Raw genomic sequence first — 17,931 nt, 5'->3', positions numbered from 1 at the left:
ATGCATATCCTTCCAATACAGGGTGAAACTTAGTATTATTATGAACGCAGTCCCTCGAATCCCCACATTTCTTCAAGGATTTGTACAAACACATCGTTGAATTCTTCTATCTTACCAGGCTGCTCTCTTCCCATTCCCTCCAGATGTACCTCTATTCGCATAATTTCTTTATCGATATAAGTGATAAGGGAGAAAATTCGACTAGAGGGCATCCCTATAAACCCTTTCTTTTTTGATAGGAGAATCCCTTCTATTTGTTCTTTTGCACGTTTGTCGATAAATATTTCATTCAACACCTTGTAGATATGGTTAGGAGGAAATGAATGAAACTGTTCCACCCATAGACATGAAAGAAAAGGCCTGATCACATTCAGAAATGGTTTAATCTGATTTTTCTCCTTATACAGATGGATGTTTCTTTTCGCCATTTTCAAATAATGGTGCAATACTTTGAACGATGAAACACTCCTTTTGGCAAGTTCCCTCATTTCTCCCACTGTCCTATGCTCTGTATAGATGTTCTCTTCGGTCATCCACTCAAGAATTGAGGGATTGGACTTGTGAAGGAGCGATAATGCTTTCTTAATATCCCAGCCAACGAACTCCATCTGATTAAAGCACTTAATTTCGATTACTTCTTTTTTATGCTGAAGAGACAAATAATGTGGTAGAGGATGTACATAAATAAACCTGATGTCAAAGTCGCTACGGTCTGACTCATATCCCCAGGCTCTGCTGCCTGCCTCCACGGCATATAGGATTTTCACCCCGTACTGTACTTCAATTTTCAGCAGTTCACTTAGTATTCGGTCCATAACGCTGTTTCGTTCCTTTCCAGGATAGATATTAGTAGTAGTTTATCCCATCAGTTTGGTATACTTAATGGAAACATTTTAAATCCAGCATATGGGATAGGCTGGATACTTACATAGCTTACTATCGCTACTAATCAGATTCAGAGGTGAAACGATTGAACAGGAAGAAATTTTACACTTGGAGTCTGCAAGTTCTTATCATCTTAACGATTTTTTATGTAGGAACGAAGATTTCATTTATTTTTGAACCAATAGGTGTCCTTTTTTCAACACTTTTTTTTCCGATCATCATTTCAGGTTTTCTTTATTTCTTGTTGAACCCATTAGTTAATTTGCTTGAAAAGGCAAAGCTGCCGAGAACCCTTGCGATTATTGTTCTTTATGCTTTAATCATCGGGCTTCTGGCACTGATCATCGGAAATATCGCACCGGTCATTTCAAGGCAGGTGACGGGTCTGATCAATGAATTACCCGAGTATGTAAAACAAACCAGGGATTTTATCGAGTATTTATCTCAAACAGAACAATTCAAGTGGATGATGACTCAGGATTATGTTTCGATAAAAGATATCGAGAAACAGCTGGCTGATTTTGCCAATACACTCCCTGACAATATCACAGCTGGAATCAAAGGCTTTTTCAGTATTCTGACGAGCATCGCGATCACGATTGTGACTGTTCCTTTCTTATTATTCTTCATGTTCAAGGATGGTCATAAGCTTCCGAAGGCGATTTCTAAATTTCTGCCTTCCTCTTATCGTGAAGAAGGGTTAAAGACGTTAAAGGATACAAACGAAACACTTGCTGCCTATATTCAAGGTCAGTTACTGGTTGCATTATTTGTAGGTACTCTTACCTTTATCGGTTATTTGATCATCGGGCTTCCTTTTGCACTTGTCATGGCATTGATTGGTGCAGTTACGAACATCATTCCTTACCTTGGGCCATTTCTTGGTGCTGTTCCGGCAGTAATTGTTGCTCTTTTTGATTCACCAACTAAAGCGATCCTTGTCATTGTTGTTATTACGATCGCACAGCAGATCGAAGGAAACGTTCTTTCTCCTCTTATACTTGGAAAAAGACTCGATACACATCCTGCCACAATCATCATTCTTTTACTTGTCGCAGGAAACTTAGCAGGAATACTCGGAATGATTCTGGCTATTCCTACCTATGCGGTAGCAAAAACAATCATTTTGAATCTGATTAAGTTTATCAAACTCCGCCGTTCAGGCTTCGATGAATTGAGACGGGAATAAGACAGAAAAAAGTTACAACCACAGCCGGTTGTAACTTTTTTCATTAGCTTCCGAGAATCAGGTCTTTATTGCATCTATTGATAAAATGCGGACTGTGACTTCCTTTTTTGAGACCCAGTCCTTTTATTTCATATCCTTTGATCTTTTGACCTCTTTCTGGAATGATAGAACCATTCCGTAAGTCATGACTAACAGAACCACTCCAAGCGGAAGAGCAGTTATGATCGTTGCTGCCTGTAGTCCACTTATCCCTCCAGTTCCCATCAAGATGGCCGCAATCGCAGCCAGTATGATCCCCCAGCTGAACTTCACGAAGAATGGAGGATTCAGACTGCCATTAGAGGTTTGCATACCGAGTACAAAAGTGGCGGAATCTGCAGACGTAACGAAGAATGTAATGATCAGGAATAACGAAACGACAGACAAAAGCCCGCTTAACGGCATGAGATCATATACATAGAATAAAGCAGTTTCAAGACTCTGTCCGGCTACATCCATCCCTTTCACAACATCGAAGTATAGGCCTGTCCCTCCAAAGACACCGAACCACAAGGCACAAATAATTGTTGGGACGATGATGACGGCTACAATGAATTCACGGACCGTCCTTCCTCTTGAAACCCTTGCAATGAACGTTCCGACAAATGGAGTCCAGGAAATCCACCACGCCCAATAGAAGATTGTCCAATCCTTTACCCATTGATTATCTTCCTTATTGAATGGAGAGAACCTCAGCCCCATGCTCGGTAGTTTCTGTACATAACTTCCAAATGTCGTCAGGAATAACTCTAGTGCGAATTGTGCAGGTCCCAATAACAAGAAGCTAAAGAATAAAACCACTGCCAAGACCATATTGGCGTTACTCAAGTATTTTATCCCCTTGGAAAGCCCTGTTGCAGCAGATGTGATGAATAAAACAGTGGCGACTCCTATGATGATAAGCTGCACGTTGAAGCTGATTGGAATATCGAGAAGATAATTCAGTCCACTGTTGATTTGTTGGGCACCGATTCCAAGCGAAATCGCTACACCGAATATCGTGGCAAAAACCGCAATGATATCCACAATATAACCGATAGGACCATGGATTCTATTTCCGATGACAGGAAATAAAGTGGCACTCAGCAGACCAGGCATATCCTTTCTGAATTTATAATAAGCAAGTGCAAGCGCTACAACGGCATAAATCGCCCAAGCATGAAATCCCCAGTGTAAGTATGTATAGCGAAGTCCGACTTGTGCCGATTCGATCGTATTTCCTTCCCCGAATGGCGGAGACGCATAATGGGAGACAGGCTCTGATACACCATAGAATAGGAGGCCAATACCCATACCGGCACTGAATAACATGGCAAACCAGGTCGGTGTTGAATAATCAGGTTTATCCCCGTCTTTCCCAAGCCTGATCTTTCCATACTTACTTAACGCGAAAAATATTGCAACCAAAAAAAAGAATGTGGCTGAAAATTGATAAAACCATCCGAATTTATCAAGAAGGATTCCCTGCAGATTAGACATGACAGAAATCAGGTTATCCGGGAAAATCACTCCCCATAGTACAAATATGACACCGATTGATATGGATATCCAAAACATAGATGTAAACTTCTTCAAAAGCACTTCCCCTTTCAGTCCAACTGTGACTCTTTTCGTTAGGATGACCATAATAGCTTAAATTTAGTAATACCCAACGCGGTCAGGATTAATCAATTGCTAAGAGAGATTTAAAACAACTCATTCAATCGTATGTTTTCAACAATATCTGCTTCTCAAAATAGGCTGCGCTCATCGGCTTGACTGAGCCTGTTAATACTTGCCCTCCCTATTGATAACCATGGGCAGTTTGTATCATTTTATTGTTTCTAAAACAAAAAGTCACCATCCCTTCCTTTCTTGATGTACTCTTAACAAAAAAGGCTCTGTTAATTGAGGCTGGTGATTTAGAAGCAAACATTCGCTTCATTAAGCCTTTCTTAAACCTTTCCGTAATTAACTGGAACACTCTGAATCATTGACTATTCTAAGCGTAGTCAATGATAGTGATACATAAGGAGGTAAAAAAGTTGACAAACCGCCGATTTCTCAACACAAGGGTACTGATACTAATTGTATTTCTACTAACTGGCTGCAGCTACAATCAGGGGACTCAGCCCGAAACTGCTTCTCCTTCGAGTGGGGAATACACCAATATGTCTGTAATTGATGCCATAAATAAGCAGGACGGAAGCCGCGGGACCGTCACAGGCTATGTAGTCGGCCAGCCTGTATCGGAGTCCAAGATCTTAAAGAAAGATTTTCCCAGCGATTATGCAATCGCTATTGCGGATTCAGCAGACGAGACAGAAATAAACGAAATCCTTTTTGTACAGGTCCCTTCCGGATACCGGCATACATTCGGTCTTATGACCAATCCTTCCCTGCTCGGAAAGAAACTCTCTATTTCTGGAACGTTAAGCAACTATTTTTCACAACCCGGACTGAAATCTCCTGACGATTTTGCATTGATAAATGATTCTGATCCCATTGAAGAGCCTGAGCAACCCGACTCTCCTGAACTTGAAGAGTATTATCATCAGGCCGGAGGAAAAAAGGGACAGGAATTGAAGCAAACGCTTCATGAGATTATTGATGATCACCATGAACTTACTTACAGCGCGGTTTGGGAAGCTTTAAAAAACACAGATGAGGACCCGTCGGATCAGAGCAACGTCATCCTTTTATATACAGGGCGCTCCCAGTCCAAAACTCAAAATGGCGGAAATGTGGATGATTGGAACCGAGAACATGTATGGGCAAAGTCGCACGGGGATTTTGGTACATCTCAAGGACCGGGGACGGACCTGCACCATTTAAGGCCGACTGATGTGACCGTCAACTCATCAAGAAGCAATTTGGATTTTGATAATGGCGGATCTCCTCACCCTGAGGCACCCCTTACATTCTATGACAAGGATTCCTGGGAACCAAAGGATTCCATCAAAGGGGATGTCGCACGAATGCTCTTCTATATGGATGTACGATATGAAGGTGACAGCGGGGAACTGGACCTGGAGCTGAACAATGAAGTTGAAAATAACAATAAGCCCCTGCATGGGAAATTGTCCGTATTATTGGAGTGGCATAAAGAAGACCCAGTGGATTCATTTGAAATGAGAAGAAACCAAATTATTTACGAACGCTATCAAGGAAACAGGAATCCATTTATCGATCACCCGGAGTGGGTGAATGAGATTTGGAAGTAGTAGTAAAAGGAAATCAAAAAAAGATAAAAATATAAATTTTTATAGAATAATTTCACCTCAACCGGGCATCTTAATGTAGGACGGAGGTGATAAACATGACAAACAACAACCAAAAGCCACAACAACAAAAAAATGAAGCTGAATTCGCTCAAGAGCAAAACGCTGCTCAAAAAGCGCGTAAAGCTGCTCAACAACAACAGCAGCAGCAAAACCAAAACAATAAGTAATCAGACATATAATTCAAAAGCTGTATACTTAATGAAAGAGCAAGAGATGGGCTCATCCCCTCTCTTGCTCTTTCTCTTTAGATGAAAAAAGATTATTTCACCTTCTTATTAAATGGTCTATAAGCGACCAAAACAGCCACTGCAGCAGAAATGACATTGATCATTGTACTTATCATTGGATGACCGGCAAAGCCGCCTTCTGTATAGAAATAAGTAAGTATCAGCCCTGTAATGATGCTCAATATAATGCTCGTCCCCACAAAGACTCCGGCAAAGATAAAAAACTTCTTAAAATATCTCCACAAAATCAATCACCTCTCAGTTTAGAAGATCGAAAACAACGAAAGTTTCAGATAATATTATTATGTAAATTTCAAAATGTATTCATCAAAAAAACAGAGTACGCTAAAAACGTACTCTGTTTGGAGTTTTGCTATTTAATTACTTTTGAACGTTAGCTGCTTGTGGTCCACGAGCACCTTCAACGATTTCAAATGTAACGTCTTGTCCTTCTTCAAGTGATTTGTAGCCTTCACCTTGGATAGCAGAGAAGTGAACAAAAACATCGTCTTGACCTTCAACTTCGATGAAACCGAAACCTTTTTCTGCATTGAACCATTTAACTTTACCTTGTAGCATAAAACAAGTACCTCCTAGTGCAGTTGCACATAAAAATATTAATATTCTTGCTTCGATTAAGCTTCAAGACGAATGTTCTTCTATCGTGTAAATTTAACCGAACAAAAATAATTATTTATACTATAACAGACTGTTCTTCAAAACTCAAGAAAAGGAAAAAAAATAGGTCAAACTGCTTTGTTTAATCGATTTTTTCCATTTTCCCTTCTCTAGATAGGATTTTTTTGATCATACGAATCTGCCCGCGATGATTAATCTCATCTTCAAAGACATGAAACCATTTAAAGAAGTTATTGCCTTTCTTTCCATACCACCAATCGGTCTCTTCATAAAGCCATTCTTCTGGTAATTGCCTGAAGTGGCTTATCGTTTTGTTTCTGGTCTCGTTTAACCTCTCTAGATACTCACGGGCTTCCTTACCTTTGATCACTTCCGCCGCTTTCCCTAAACTCAGAGCAGGTTCTAGAGTTTCTGCGTACCGGTCCACCTCTTCATCACTTAAATGAGAAAAAGTCAGTGCCTGATAGATTTTTTCAACTGCATCAAAATGAGCCAATAGCATTCCTATTGAATTCGCTTCGTCATGCGCCCTGTAATCCAGTTCTTCCATAGAGAGATGTTCAACTTCCTGAAGAGTTGTTAACCTCGCATAGTCCATCATCGACATCAGAAGGCCAAAATCCTTGGGCAGACCATATTTTTCCTTAATCAAAAAAGTAGAATCTTGTTCCATTGTCATGTCCCCTTTCTAATCCACTTCTATACTATTAGATAAAAGTTATCCACTTCCTTCCTCTATCAAGTAATTCAGAAAAGTGAAAAAATAAAGTACGCATCCTTATACTTGCAAATAGTAAAAGACAAGAAATTTTGATAGTATAAGGATCCTGAGAAAGTAGACGCTCACCATCCACGTCTCATCCTATGTTAAGATGATAAGAAAGCAGTCGTGGAGGGTTGAAAAATTGACTTTTACAAATATACCAAAGGAACAAAAAGACGAGATGATACAGCGTATCCAAACCTTTTACTATGAACAAACCGGTGACGAAATTGGTGATCTGGGAGCGGAAAATTGGTTTGATTTCTTCATGAAAGAGGTTGGTCCATTTCTTTATAACAAAGGTGTCGAGGACTCCAAAAGGGTGCTTATGGATAAAATGCTCCTTATGGAAGATGATTTATATGCTTTAAAAAGACCTTTGCAGCGTAAATAAAAACTAAGAAAAGTAGAGTCAGTTGACTCTACTTTTCTTCCACCTTATGTATGACCTGATCATCTATCCGCCCATTTTTGTTAATGACTTCAATGGTGACAGCTTTCTCTTCCTTATCTTTGATCACTTGGACTAATTCGTCCATTTTTTGTGGTTGTTTAATTTTAAGAGTTGTTTGAACTTTATATTCTTCAGACTTTTTCAAATCTGCATCACTTTTTAATTCTTCATCGGTATATACTAAATCCGTTTCCAATGCATTTCTAATCGTACTTCCTTGAAGGAAAAAACGGGCTTGGAATGATGTGTTTGCTTCCAATTTCCGATCTGTCAATACTCCTTGAAATGTGATGGTCTGATCTACTTTGTTGATAATCACTTTTCCATCGGTGATCATCTCTGCTGCATTTCCATTACAGCCCGATAATACGATGACAAATAAAAGTGCGATGATGGTTGCTTTTCTCTTCAATTGTATATCCCCCTGCACTTCAATGGTTTATTCCTCCATTACATGAGTGTCTTCAATTCCTCTATAGCTTGTTGAAGATTTGCCCTTATTTCGACATTACTGAAGTTGATGCCAATCTGAGTGATGGTTTGGGCGATTTCAGGACGTATTCCTGTCAGGATGGTTTTAACACCGAGCAGCTTTAATGCAGAAATGACCATGAAGATACGGTCAGCCACCATCGTATCCACAATGGCAACACCTGAAAGGTCTATAAAGAGTTTATTCAGTTTCAATTTATTGGCCTGCATAAGAGCTTCCTCCATGATAAGCTGGGCTCTTTGAGTATCGATGTTTCCAATGAGAGGCAGGACAGCGACACCTGTGATAAGCGGAACGACAGGAACAGATAATTCCAAAAACGCGGTATTGGCCTTTTCAAGTGTTTCTTTATGAAATGTCACATACGTCAAACTGAATGAATACACCGCCTGATCAAGAAGCGGATCCAATATTTCCTGAGCTTCAAACACTGTCTCCAATGACATATTATGTTTCTGAGCTTGCTGTTTAACCTCTTTCCAAATCCCACTCCTATAATGATTCGTATCTTTCAGTGCCTCATCTAAAGGAACACCCATATTATAAATTCGCTCTCCAGTATCTTTTCCCCATTTAGAGAGGAGATCCTTATAGTGTTCCTTGTTTTGAGTATCGATAAGCGCTTCTCCAAAAATATGTATAAATCCAGCACGTATTTCAAGTATTTCTTTTTCTATTGATGCAATCTTTACTCTCTCTTCAGCAGGTATCTCTCCGAATCTTTCCTCATGAACTTCATTGGCTAGCTCTAATTTCCTATCAATGATTGCTTGTCCGATTTTTTTAATATTCTCGTTCATTCGTTTCCTCCGTCAAATTTATCTCTATTTATTTTATCACAAGATAAAAATTGTTACTTCAAAAAAGTATTAATTTGACAAAGGTCATTTCATTTTTTCTTTTATAGTGGGTTTAGATCATTTGGGTTGCTTGCGGGGGATTCTGTATAAAAAGAATGATTAGAGAGAATTTTAGCCGGAGGTACTGGTACTAATCTAATGTAATACTATAAAATCCTCTCTGCCTCTGTGTGGTGCTATTCATGAATAGGATACTATTTCACCGCCGTCTTACTTGATTGAATGGTCTTATTGCAAACTGCTTTTAAAATAAACATTTTTTCTTGTACACTTAGCATTCTCCATGATTTTGCACGAATGATCATTTTTTCCCCTCCTGATTACATTCTTTCATTTGTTTTATGTTTACCTCTATTTAAACGGAAACAAACCAAACAAATGCCGACATGAAGGCAAATAAAAATACTTTCTCCGACAAATTTCTTTGCAGAAGAAAGTAAAAATGAGATGATCGTGTCTATTCTATTTGCATTTTGTAGATATTAAATTATTTTTTTTGGTTTGAAACGATTTCAATGAAATGATGAAGTATTCTGGCAGTCAATCCCCAAATCACTTTGTCCTCATAATAATAAAAGTGTTCTTTCAAATTCCTTGGCTGAAAGTCATAGTTTTCTCCACCTGGAATGCTTTTATATGGAAAATTTTCTTCAGGCTCCATTGAAAATTTAATATCATATAACTCCGGTTCTTTTCTTTGCAGGTCTTTCAAAGGGGAGGTGAACACTTCTTCCACTTCATCCCCGTTTGGTTTCAGGTCCTTTATCCCTGCATTCAGCTTCCCTGCAAACGGATAAATGATCGTACCAAAAGGAGAAACAAGGTAATCCAGGGGGTGAATATCGGTAATGAGCTTTTGTGAAATCCCCAATTCTTCCGAGGTTTCACGTATGGCAGCTGATTTTGCATCTTTATCGGTCTTATCGATTCTTCCACCCGGAAAACAAATTTCACCCGGCTGCCTTCGCAGTTTATAAGATCTTACCTCAAACAAGATATGTGTTTCTTTATCAACTTCTATTAATGGCACTAAAATGGCGTACTCGTTAAAGTTTTCACTGCCCAGGACCTTTGGGGTTCGTCCCTTTATTGATTGCATGATATCGTCCCCATTCATTTCTCCACCCCCTTTCAGCTATTCCTTTATTATAATATGAACAGAGTAACTGACAAAATGAAAAGTTTCATGTTAATTCAGCAAAAAACCGGCAATGACTTCATTGCCGGTTTTTTCATCTTTATATTTAAGTAGTATCATCTCTTCCCCATCCCTGAATACCATCGTCTTCAATGATTCCCAGTGTGACATCCGTTATGTCAGGGTCAGCAATCAATTTTTCCTGGATTGAAAACTTAATGTCGTCCGCTTGTGATAATGGCAGTCCTTTTTTCAACTCTAGATATGCCTCGACATGATAATATCTCCCTTCTTGGATAATTCTCATTTTAAATATATCCATTACCATATCGTGTTCAAGTATCATATCGGCAACCTTGTTTTCAACATCTTTCGGGGCAGCCACTCCAATCAAACCGACCATGTTGTCATACCCCACTCTGAATGCTACACCTACCATCAGGAACCCTATGATGATCGTGACGATTCCATCCAGAAGCTGAAAAGCTGTGAAGTAAGAAACGAGTACCGCAATAAGTGCAAGGACAGCTCCACATACTGCTACTACATCTTCATAAAAAACGAGCCTGGTAGGAGGAGAAGCTTTTTTTACATTTTTGATGGCCCCTTGTATGATTCCCATGCCCTTTCTGATATCTCTGGCTTCTTCCCCGATTTCCTTCATCACCTTGACTAGGATAGCTCCATCAATAATGATATTCAATAATAATATGGATAGATTGAGCAGAATCCCCCTTACCTCTGCCGGATGATTGATCAGGTGAACACCTTCTTTGATTGTTTCATACGCCATGATGGATACAACAATCACGGCAATCATACAGAATAGATTGATGACACGGCCAAAACCTGTCGGGAATTTCTTAGTGGGTTCTTTTTCGGACAGTACACTTCCGATAAACACAAAACCTTGGTTTATAGAGTCTGCCAATGAATGCATGGCAGATGCAAACATCGCCCCGCTTCCGCTGGCCACATACGCAGCTCCCTTAGCTATTGCAAGTACAGTATTGCCAATCATCGCATACAAAGAGGACTTATTCCCTTTCTTCACTAATTCCCATATCGATTGCTTACTCATACAATTCACCTCTGGACTTCTTTATCTAAAGTTTCTTTTCGTGAAGAACATTTTGGTTGTGTTAAAGATTATTGTTGGTTTTTGAATGTTTCTAACTGTTGATTGGAGTGCAAGACGAAGACTCCTGCGGGAGAAGTGACTATTGTGAGACTTGTCCAGCTCCGGGCTTAGAGGCACATGTCATAAGTCAAATCGTCCAAGAAGGCAAAAAACGCCTTCTTGGACGATTCGCCTTATGCCACCCGCCTCTGAACAAAGCCCCTCCGCTTTTCTATCCCGCAGGAGCGTAGCGACGAGGAGGCTCACGTGTCACCCGCGGAAAGCGAAGTCTTGCACGGAAATCTACAGCGGCCTTTAACAGACCCTTTATAAAAAGGACTTCAATCAAATTTAGTATCTCTCCAAAGAATAAGTTTCATTAGTGAATTGACGAACCATTTTTCCTTTCTTATACTGAAAAATTATAAGGGGTTCTCAGAGAGAAAATCATCCACAAAGAAATGGAGCACAAAAATGGATTTTACGATTCAACATCTTTCTTTTTATTTGATTCAAGTAGATGGAAAAGGTGAAGAAGCAGATAAACATTATAAACACTTTCAAACACTTTCTTCCGAACAATACGAGGAAAGCCATCTGAAGACATTCCTGGATGGGGAACTAACGAAAATTGTAAAAAGAAAGGTTGACCGTCACGCCAAGTCGGATTCAGCCCCTACCAAAATCGGACGGTTTATAGTAGAACCGGGCCATGAACTAACTTCCAATCCAAACTACAATTTATTTCATAAGACGAGATCCGCTGAAGATAAGGAGACGTTCAGGGATGCTTGTGACCAGATTGTTCAAATGTATATCGAGACAAGTGCGATTCGTGGTGGAGCTTTATTAGTAGCTACTGCAAAACTGACAAAATTCTTCGATGAACCTTTTGTGTTCATAATGAAGTGTGACTTTGAACCAAAGGTGGCAAGAATTACAGATGCATCCACCCTGATTCACAATGTCGAAATGGCCATCACCACTAAAAATATGAAATCGATTCAATACCCTTACATGCCTGAAGAAGGAATGATGGATTCCGCTGAACTGAAAATCCATCAAGCATCCCATGCACGCTACTTTGAAGACTTCCTTAAGTGGGTCGAATATGAGAAATCGATGCCAGAGATCGTGAAGTCCCAAGTATACGGCATGGTGAAGGAACATATTGAAGAAACATATGTAGAAGAAAGCGATGAACGGGTGGAGTTCGAACAGGCAATGGAGGAATGGGCGATCAGTCCGAAACGGGAGCTGCAGGAACGTTTCTCCACCGAGCAGGTAGTCGAGGCTGCATCTCAAATTGTCGAGCATTCTCCAGAAGTGGAATTGAAAGTCAAGCTTGATCATGTTTCGGTAAAAGCCCTTCTCTCCGACTTCGGTGACAGCATTCATTTAGCGAAAGTGAACGGCAAATATGTCCTTATGATCGAAAGCGATTCGGTAATGTTCGAAAAAGGTTTCTCACCGTTGGAATTTTTAAAACCAGACGACCTGCATGAAGTAATCCAGCGAATAGAAACAAAAGAATAGATTAAAAAAGTCACGGAACTTCCCGTGACTTTTTTAATGTTCCGGTCCCATTGTTTATGGAGTTTTTTCAAAAAATAAAAAAAACAGTTGTTTTAAAGATGGATATCAAATAAAATTAGTAAGAAAATTCTATCTTTTACAGGAGAGTTAACATGTTAAATAAGAATCAGCTTAACGATATCAAATCCCTCCAGGATATTTGTGAAGACCATGATGGGATAAAGTTGAAATTGAATTGGGACATGCTTGCACAAAGAGGTTCTCTAAAAGATGATTATTTTTTTTACGATAAGAATCAATTGTCCGGATATCTTGCTCTTTATGGTTTCGGCAATCGATATGAATTGTGCGGGATGGTTCATCCCCTGACCAGGAAACGGGGAATCTTTCATCACATGTTCAGCGAAGCGCTGGAGTCATTGAAACACAGGGATGCGAGTTCCCTTCTAATCAATGTCCCCGGTACGTCTCAATCTGGCAAAATATTCGCTTCTTCGATTGGGGCAGCATATGACTTCACAGAGTATGAAATGAAATGGGATCCGAGTTGTCATCTACCCTTGACGGAGAATATCGTTACCAGACAAATGAGGGATGAGGATATTCCCTTTTGCATCAAATTAGACATCGAATGTTTCGGTACTAGCCACTCTGATGCTGAATCCAGGATGAAGCAGATTAGTAAGGAAACCGGACAAAGAAGTTTGATGATCGAAGCTGGCGGAAAAGCTGTCGGGAAAATCCGGGTACAGCGAATGCAGGGGCAGAGTTTCATCTATGGATTTGCGGTTGAGCCTTCATTTCAAGGTATGGGGATCGGACGAAAGGCACTCTCGCTTACTGTCAGAGAGGAATCCCAATGGACACAGGATATATTCCTTGACGTTGCAGCGACGAACAGCAATGCATTGAAGCTATACGAAAAAAGCGGTTTTAAAACGATATACAGCCAGGATTATTATAGATACAATATTTGACCTCAATCGGGTGGTAATAAGGTGCTGCTGACCTTTCACCACCCTTTTTCATGAGTAAAACTTATGCTGGATGGACCACTTGGATTCGTCTTCAATGTTAAGCACCCCATGGGAATACATCGGCTGCCTGCGCTTATCTGTCGGTGAACCCGGGTTAAATAATAATACGCCTTGATGGTACCGTAGATAAGGAATATGGGAATGTCCAAAGACGATTAAATCAACCGGATCGTCATTAAAAGCTTCCTCTGCTCTTTTTTCAGTAGTCTTGCCGCTGCCGTCTCCATGGACGACCCCTATTCTGATTCCATTTAATACCAATTTCCTTTTCTTAGGGAGCATTTCCTGTAATCCCTCTTCATCAACATTTCCTGCCACTCCGGTCATTTCCCCGTATTCCATCAAAATGTTATGAGTGTCAACAGTTTGAAAATCCCCGGCATGAATGATCCGTTCACTATCATTAAGATCATTCACTAAATCGACCGGAAATCCTTTTCCCTTCTTAGGCAAGTGTGTGTCTGAAAGTATGGTTATTTTCATCTTCTTCTCCTTTCGATATTAAAAATCAAAACTATTGGGGTTGTTTGATGTTTCAAAATGGCTGGTTGGTGGAAAGATGCAATTATCAAGCATAAACGAGGGGATAACATGCTATTTTCACTGCAAAAGCAATTCAAGAGACCGAAGGGAATCCTGGGGTGGATCGTCGGAAAGGTAATGGAATTCGACAACCGGAGAATCAATAAGTGGTCCATTCAGCGGCTGCCCATCAAAAAAGGAGACCACATCCTTGAAGTAGGATTCGGACCTGGTTATTGCATCAATAAAATCATACAAGATTATCGTGGCTCGAAGGTAGACGGAGTCGACATATCATCCACGATGAAGGAGGCTGCCCACCAAAAAAACAAGGCAGCCATCGAGGAAGGCAGAGTCCGTTTATTTGTCCAGGACATTTCTCAATTCCATATAAAGGACGAGGAATATGACCATATTTTTTCTGTGAATAATTATCCACTGTGGAATGACGCGGAAAAAGCTCTATCCCATTTACATCAAATGCTCAAACCCGGCGGAACCCTGGTTATTACCGTACAACCCAGGGGTGAGGAAGAAAAAGACAGCAGAGCCCACAGTTACGCAGAACAAATTTCGAACGATTTGGACGGTGCAGGATTCAAAAGCGTTCAAATATCTTATAAAAAAGTACGTCCTGCATTAACTGTTTCTGTAAAGTGCACTAAATAATGGTTAACCTCCCATAATCCTTCTGGAAGGTTTTTTATTGTGCAGCTGGAATCTTAACCAACCATCAATTATCCTGTGCAAATCATCAACAAATTACCGTTCAAATCCCGAAAATTAAAATAGGAAAAATCAGGGAATGTGACAATTTCTGATTCTACAGCCACACCTCTTGAAAGGAAGTCTTCTCTTACTCTTCCTATTTCCGTTGTATGAATGTTACAAATCGGCACGGTGGATGCTGACGGCATATATGACTCTTCTTTTTCTAGAGTCAGAGATGTCTCCCCCATGGAAAATGTATAGACAGGCAGTCCATCTATTTCACGATATTGCTCTTGATCAATCTTTAATCCCAGTATCTGCCCGTACCAATCCACAGATTTTCTCAAGTCGGCAACAGGAATAAATACAGTATTAATTTTATTTACTATCAAAATAAAAGCCTCCTTATTTATCCAAAAAAACATCTTAGAAATGGATTGTCAATTTAACATTAACTGAATTTTCCAAAAGAGACAACAAAAAGAAGCTGGGATTAAACTAAAAAACCACCACATAAAGAGGTACAATTTTAGAGTAGTCTCTTAATACCGCTATTACTTTATACCCCAATATGTATATTTTGCGACAAAAATACCTGCCTTTCTTCATCAATGAGGACACTTGATCAAAGACAAGAAATATGTAAAGTTTCTTTTCTCTCAGGAGAGTGAAACAAGTTACTAGGATCAATAGCCGCCGGACAGTAAAAAACAGCCAGCCCCCAAAAGGACTGACTGTTCAGCTATTTATTCTTCAGTGTTGCTTTCTTCAGTATTTGACTCTTCTTCTGTATTAGACTCTTCTTCCATTTGTTCTTCTGTTCCTGTATCTTCTTCTGTTTCCCCGCTGCATCCTGCTGCAAATCCAATTACTGATACCGACGTCAAAAGCATTAATAACCATTTCTTCATTGATTTCATGTAAAGACCTCCTAATAAGATGCATTTGTAATACACCTCTATCATATCGATTTTTCACCGATAGAAAAGTCTTTTTACCATAAATTAACCTATCTTTAAACCTCGTTTACTTAATAACCATCAAGTTTACAAAATAATATGTGAATCATTTACTTTGGAGCGAATTCACTTTCACTGCATCGATTAATTCTTTTATTTCGCTGAGCCTGTTCTCCTGAAGGAGGTCGATGATCCGGCTCCCGACTACAACTCCGTCACAATTCTCGGTCATCCCTTTTACATGCTCAGGGGTGGAGATACCAAAGCCAGCAAGGACAGGTACTTTACTATATTCTTTTAGTATTTGCAGATGATCGCCAATCTTTTCATTAACAGCATTTCTCGCCCCTGTCGTACCGTTTATGGTCACGGCATACAAAAATCCTTCCGTCAGATTTGCAAGTTCACTGATCCGTTCACGGGAACTGGTCAAGGTTGCAAGCTGAATGATTGCTATCCCGTGTTTCTCAGCAGGCGCCGAGACCAAATCAAGGTGCTCAACTGGCAGATCCGGGATAATCAGCCCGTCCACTCCAGCTTCTTCACATCGAGTGAAAAAGCGGTCAATGCCGTATTTAAAAACCGGATTGATGTACGTCATGAACACTAGTGGTACGCCAATTTCTTCTCGTCTCCGGACTAACTCATCCAATACCTGCTGCAAGGTGACTCCTTTTTCGAGAGCCCTTTTTCCTGCTTTCTGGATTGTAGGGCCATCAGCGACCGGATCTGAGAAGGGGATGCCGACTTCGATGGCCGTCGCCCCGGCTTCCTCGAGTTGTTTCAATGTATCTATAAAACTCTCGATCCCCCCATCTCCTGCCATGATATAGGGGATGAACAATTTATTTCCTTTATCCAATTCATATTGAAATGCCTGTTCCATGAAAACCTTACCCATTCTCATTACCTCCCAGCAATTCCTTCACTTGTTCCACGTCTTTATCTCCTCTTCCCGACAGACAAATGACGACCGATTCGCCCGGATTCATATCCTTTGCTAAATTCAACGCATAGGCAACAGCATGTGAGCTTTCCAATGCGGGAATGATCCCTTCTGTTTGAGACAACTGCTTGAACGCATCCAATGCTTCTTTGTCAGAGATTGAAGTATATTGGACTCTATTAATATCCTTCAAATAGCTGTGTTCGGGACCGACCCCGGGATAATCCAGCCCGGCAGAGACAGAATGGGCTTCCTGAATCTGGCCATCATCATCCTGGAGGAGATACATTAAGCTCCCGTGAAGTATCCCCGGCGTTCCTTTCGTAAGGGTTGCCGCATGTTTATCTGAATCGAGGCCGGAACCGGCAGCTTCGACCCCATACAATTGAACATCTTTATCTTCAATAAACGGGTGGAACATCCCGATTGCGTTGCTTCCTCCCCCTACGCACGCCACAATCGCCTGCGGGAGTGAGTTTTCTTTTTCGAAAAATTGTTTCTTCGTTTCCTTTCCAATTACACTTTGAAAATCCCGTACCATTTTTGGGAACGGATGTGGACCAAGAACCGATCCGATAATATAGTGAGTATCCTCCACATTCGTGACCCAGTAACGCAGGGCTTCGTTGACTGCATCTTTCAATGTGGCGCTTCCTGCCGTAACACTGATCACTTTGGCACCAAGCAGTTCCATTCGGAAAACATTCAATTTTTGCCTTCTGATATCTTCTTCACCCATAAAAATGACACACTCAAGGTTCAGAAGCGCACAAACTGTAGCGGTGGCTACCCCATGCTGACCCGCCCCGGTTTCGGCTACAATCTTCCGCTTGCCCATCCGTTCGGCCAAGAGGGCCTGACCAATTGTGTTATTGATCTTGTGGGCTCCGGTATGGTTTAGGTCTTCCCTTTTCAGATACAGTTTTGCCCCGCCTGTTTTTTCCGTTAAATTTTCCGCAAAGTAAAGTGGATTCTCCCTCCCGACATATTCCTTAAGATAATACCCCAGCTTCTGCTGGAATTCTTCGTCCTGTGAAGCTTCATTATAAGCCGCTTCAAGTTCCTTTACTGCTTTCATCAATGTTTCAGGAACATATTTTCCACCAAACTGTCCAAATAACCCCTTTTGGTCCGGCTGTGCATAAATCAT

At 40.5% G+C, this 17,931-nt stretch carries 21 protein-coding genes; 7 read left to right on the top strand and 14 right to left on the bottom strand.

Features of this window, described 5'->3' with window-relative positions; genetic code table 11:
* Positions 1-38 precede the first annotated feature (38 nt).
* Positions 39-815: a nucleotidyltransferase domain-containing protein gene (locus ACXAFV_RS14275; RefSeq protein ID WP_475127410.1), complete on the bottom strand. Its 777-nt coding sequence runs from the start codon at positions 813-815 to the stop codon at positions 39-41.
* Between the two features lie 155 nt (positions 816-970).
* On the opposite strand from ACXAFV_RS14275, the gene ACXAFV_RS14270 reads away from it, so the two are divergent.
* On the top strand, positions 971-2,074 hold the full coding sequence (locus ACXAFV_RS14270) for an AI-2E family transporter (RefSeq protein ID WP_475127408.1): 1,104 nt from the start codon (positions 971-973) through the stop codon (positions 2,072-2,074).
* 123 nt (positions 2,075-2,197) lie between these two features.
* On the opposite strand, the gene ACXAFV_RS14265 is transcribed toward ACXAFV_RS14270, so the two are convergent.
* The gene (locus ACXAFV_RS14265) at positions 2,198-3,688 is read right to left on the bottom strand and encodes a BCCT family transporter (protein ID WP_475127406.1); all 1,491 of its coding nucleotides are present in this window, start codon (positions 3,686-3,688) and stop codon (positions 2,198-2,200) included.
* 449 nt (positions 3,689-4,137) lie between these two features.
* Here ACXAFV_RS14265 and ACXAFV_RS14260 point away from each other — a divergent pair, with 449 nt between their 5' ends.
* Both ACXAFV_RS14260 and ACXAFV_RS14255 read left to right on the top strand, forming a co-directional pair.
* Positions 4,138-5,316, top strand: coding sequence for an endonuclease (locus ACXAFV_RS14260; protein WP_475127405.1), 1,179 nt, complete (start codon positions 4,138-4,140; stop codon positions 5,314-5,316).
* A gap of 95 nt (positions 5,317-5,411) precedes the next feature.
* Positions 5,412-5,543, top strand: coding sequence for a hypothetical protein (locus tag ACXAFV_RS14255; protein ID WP_272867395.1), 132 nt, complete (start codon positions 5,412-5,414; stop codon positions 5,541-5,543).
* Between the two features lie 92 nt (positions 5,544-5,635).
* Here the strand turns inward: ACXAFV_RS14255 and ACXAFV_RS14250 are convergent, their stop codons facing one another.
* The 3 genes from ACXAFV_RS14250 to ACXAFV_RS14240 all read right to left on the bottom strand — a co-directional run bounded on the left by ACXAFV_RS14250 (position 5,636) and on the right by ACXAFV_RS14240 (position 6,915).
* Positions 5,636-5,848, bottom strand: coding sequence for a hypothetical protein (locus ACXAFV_RS14250; RefSeq protein ID WP_475127404.1), 213 nt, complete (start codon positions 5,846-5,848; stop codon positions 5,636-5,638).
* Positions 5,849-5,984: 136 nt separating this feature from the next.
* On the bottom strand, positions 5,985-6,182 hold the full coding sequence (cspD, locus tag ACXAFV_RS14245; RefSeq protein ID WP_032088076.1) for a cold-shock protein CspD: 198 nt from the start codon (positions 6,180-6,182) through the stop codon (positions 5,985-5,987).
* A 181-nt stretch (positions 6,183-6,363) separates the two neighbouring features.
* Positions 6,364-6,915 carry a DinB family protein gene (locus tag ACXAFV_RS14240; RefSeq protein WP_475127403.1) on the bottom strand — a complete coding sequence of 184 codons (552 nt, stop codon included), beginning with the start codon at positions 6,913-6,915 and terminating at the stop codon, positions 6,364-6,366.
* A 232-nt stretch (positions 6,916-7,147) separates the two neighbouring features.
* Between ACXAFV_RS14240 and ACXAFV_RS14235 the strand changes: the two genes are divergently transcribed.
* Complete coding sequence (locus ACXAFV_RS14235) at positions 7,148-7,399, top strand: DUF2164 domain-containing protein (RefSeq protein ID WP_475127402.1); 252 nt, start codon at positions 7,148-7,150, stop codon at positions 7,397-7,399.
* Between the two features lie 28 nt (positions 7,400-7,427).
* Here the strand turns inward: ACXAFV_RS14235 and ACXAFV_RS14230 are convergent, their stop codons facing one another.
* The 4 genes from ACXAFV_RS14230 to ACXAFV_RS14215 form a co-directional block, all read right to left on the bottom strand.
* The gene (locus ACXAFV_RS14230; protein ID WP_475127401.1) at positions 7,428-7,871 is read right to left on the bottom strand and encodes a hypothetical protein; all 444 of its coding nucleotides are present in this window, start codon (positions 7,869-7,871) and stop codon (positions 7,428-7,430) included.
* 38 nt (positions 7,872-7,909) lie between these two features.
* Positions 7,910-8,752 (bottom strand): STAS domain-containing protein, encoded by an 843-nt coding sequence (locus ACXAFV_RS14225; protein ID WP_475127400.1) that lies wholly within the window; start codon positions 8,750-8,752, stop codon positions 7,910-7,912.
* A gap of 547 nt (positions 8,753-9,299) precedes the next feature.
* On the bottom strand, positions 9,300-9,929 hold the full coding sequence (locus ACXAFV_RS14220; RefSeq protein ID WP_475127399.1) for an NUDIX hydrolase: 630 nt from the start codon (positions 9,927-9,929) through the stop codon (positions 9,300-9,302).
* Between the two features lie 127 nt (positions 9,930-10,056).
* A complete protein-coding gene (locus ACXAFV_RS14215) occupies positions 10,057-11,031 on the bottom strand; it encodes a cation diffusion facilitator family transporter (RefSeq protein ID WP_475127398.1) in 975 nt (324 codons plus the stop codon).
* A gap of 513 nt (positions 11,032-11,544) precedes the next feature.
* On the opposite strand from ACXAFV_RS14215, the gene ACXAFV_RS14210 reads away from it, so the two are divergent.
* A complete protein-coding gene (locus tag ACXAFV_RS14210) occupies positions 11,545-12,606 on the top strand; it encodes a DUF3900 domain-containing protein (protein WP_475127397.1) in 1,062 nt (353 codons plus the stop codon).
* A gap of 152 nt (positions 12,607-12,758) precedes the next feature.
* On the top strand, positions 12,759-13,583 hold the full coding sequence (locus tag ACXAFV_RS14205) for a GNAT family N-acetyltransferase (RefSeq protein ID WP_475127395.1): 825 nt from the start codon (positions 12,759-12,761) through the stop codon (positions 13,581-13,583).
* Positions 13,584-13,631: 48 nt separating this feature from the next.
* On the opposite strand, the gene ACXAFV_RS14200 is transcribed toward ACXAFV_RS14205, so the two are convergent.
* Positions 13,632-14,126 (bottom strand): metallophosphoesterase family protein, encoded by a 495-nt coding sequence (locus ACXAFV_RS14200; protein WP_475127393.1) that lies wholly within the window; start codon positions 14,124-14,126, stop codon positions 13,632-13,634.
* 108 nt (positions 14,127-14,234) lie between these two features.
* Here ACXAFV_RS14200 and ACXAFV_RS14195 point away from each other — a divergent pair, with 108 nt between their 5' ends.
* Positions 14,235-14,834: a class I SAM-dependent methyltransferase gene (locus ACXAFV_RS14195; RefSeq protein ID WP_475127392.1), complete on the top strand. Its 600-nt coding sequence runs from the start codon at positions 14,235-14,237 to the stop codon at positions 14,832-14,834.
* A gap of 68 nt (positions 14,835-14,902) precedes the next feature.
* On the opposite strand, the gene ACXAFV_RS14190 is transcribed toward ACXAFV_RS14195, so the two are convergent.
* The 4 genes from ACXAFV_RS14190 to trpB all read right to left on the bottom strand — a co-directional run bounded on the left by ACXAFV_RS14190 (position 14,903) and on the right by trpB (position 17,931).
* Entirely contained in the window at positions 14,903-15,268 is a 366-nt protein-coding gene (locus ACXAFV_RS14190) for a VOC family protein (RefSeq protein WP_475127391.1), read from the bottom strand.
* A 354-nt stretch (positions 15,269-15,622) separates the two neighbouring features.
* A complete protein-coding gene (locus tag ACXAFV_RS14185; protein ID WP_475127389.1) occupies positions 15,623-15,796 on the bottom strand; it encodes a hypothetical protein in 174 nt (57 codons plus the stop codon).
* 145 nt (positions 15,797-15,941) lie between these two features.
* Positions 15,942-16,736 (bottom strand): tryptophan synthase subunit alpha, encoded by a 795-nt coding sequence (trpA, locus tag ACXAFV_RS14180; RefSeq protein WP_475127388.1) that lies wholly within the window; start codon positions 16,734-16,736, stop codon positions 15,942-15,944.
* The gene (trpB, locus tag ACXAFV_RS14175) at positions 16,729-17,931 is read right to left on the bottom strand and encodes a tryptophan synthase subunit beta (protein WP_475127386.1); all 1,203 of its coding nucleotides are present in this window, start codon (positions 17,929-17,931) and stop codon (positions 16,729-16,731) included. The genes trpA and trpB overlap by 8 nt, the downstream gene beginning before the upstream one ends.

Source organism: Rossellomorea sp. ABR4_012 (assembly GCF_056159545.1).
Note: the sequence above shows the minus strand (reverse complement) of the source record. Positions and strands in the feature narration are given on the sequence as shown.

Bases quoted from the DNA above. Each gene is read 5' to 3' on its own strand.
- ACXAFV_RS14275 (WP_475127410.1), bottom strand. From the start codon at position 815: ATGGACCGAATACTAAGTGAACTGCTGAAAATTGAAGTACAGTACGGG.
- ACXAFV_RS14255 (WP_272867395.1), top strand. From the start codon at position 5,412: ATGACAAACAACAACCAAAAGCCACAACAACAAAAAAATGAAGCTGAA.
- cspD (WP_032088076.1), bottom strand. From the start codon at position 6,182: ATGCTACAAGGTAAAGTTAAATGGTTCAATGCAGAAAAAGGTTTCGGT.
- ACXAFV_RS14240 (WP_475127403.1), bottom strand. From the start codon at position 6,915: ATGGAACAAGATTCTACTTTTTTGATTAAGGAAAAATATGGTCTGCCC.
- ACXAFV_RS14225 (WP_475127400.1), bottom strand. From the start codon at position 8,752: ATGAACGAGAATATTAAAAAAATCGGACAAGCAATCATTGATAGGAAA.
- ACXAFV_RS14220 (WP_475127399.1), bottom strand. From the start codon at position 9,929: ATGAATGGGGACGATATCATGCAATCAATAAAGGGACGAACCCCAAAG.
- ACXAFV_RS14215 (WP_475127398.1), bottom strand. From the start codon at position 11,031: ATGAGTAAGCAATCGATATGGGAATTAGTGAAGAAAGGGAATAAGTCC.
- ACXAFV_RS14210 (WP_475127397.1), top strand. From the start codon at position 11,545: ATGGATTTTACGATTCAACATCTTTCTTTTTATTTGATTCAAGTAGAT.
- ACXAFV_RS14205 (WP_475127395.1), top strand. From the start codon at position 12,759: ATGTTAAATAAGAATCAGCTTAACGATATCAAATCCCTCCAGGATATT.
- ACXAFV_RS14200 (WP_475127393.1), bottom strand. From the start codon at position 14,126: ATGAAAATAACCATACTTTCAGACACACACTTGCCTAAGAAGGGAAAA.
- ACXAFV_RS14195 (WP_475127392.1), top strand. From the start codon at position 14,235: ATGCTATTTTCACTGCAAAAGCAATTCAAGAGACCGAAGGGAATCCTG.
- ACXAFV_RS14185 (WP_475127389.1), bottom strand. From the start codon at position 15,796: ATGAAATCAATGAAGAAATGGTTATTAATGCTTTTGACGTCGGTATCA.
- trpA (WP_475127388.1), bottom strand. From the start codon at position 16,736: ATGGGTAAGGTTTTCATGGAACAGGCATTTCAATATGAATTGGATAAA.
- trpB (WP_475127386.1), bottom strand. From the start codon at position 17,931: ATGATTTATGCACAGCCGGACCAAAAGGGGTTATTTGGACAGTTTGGT.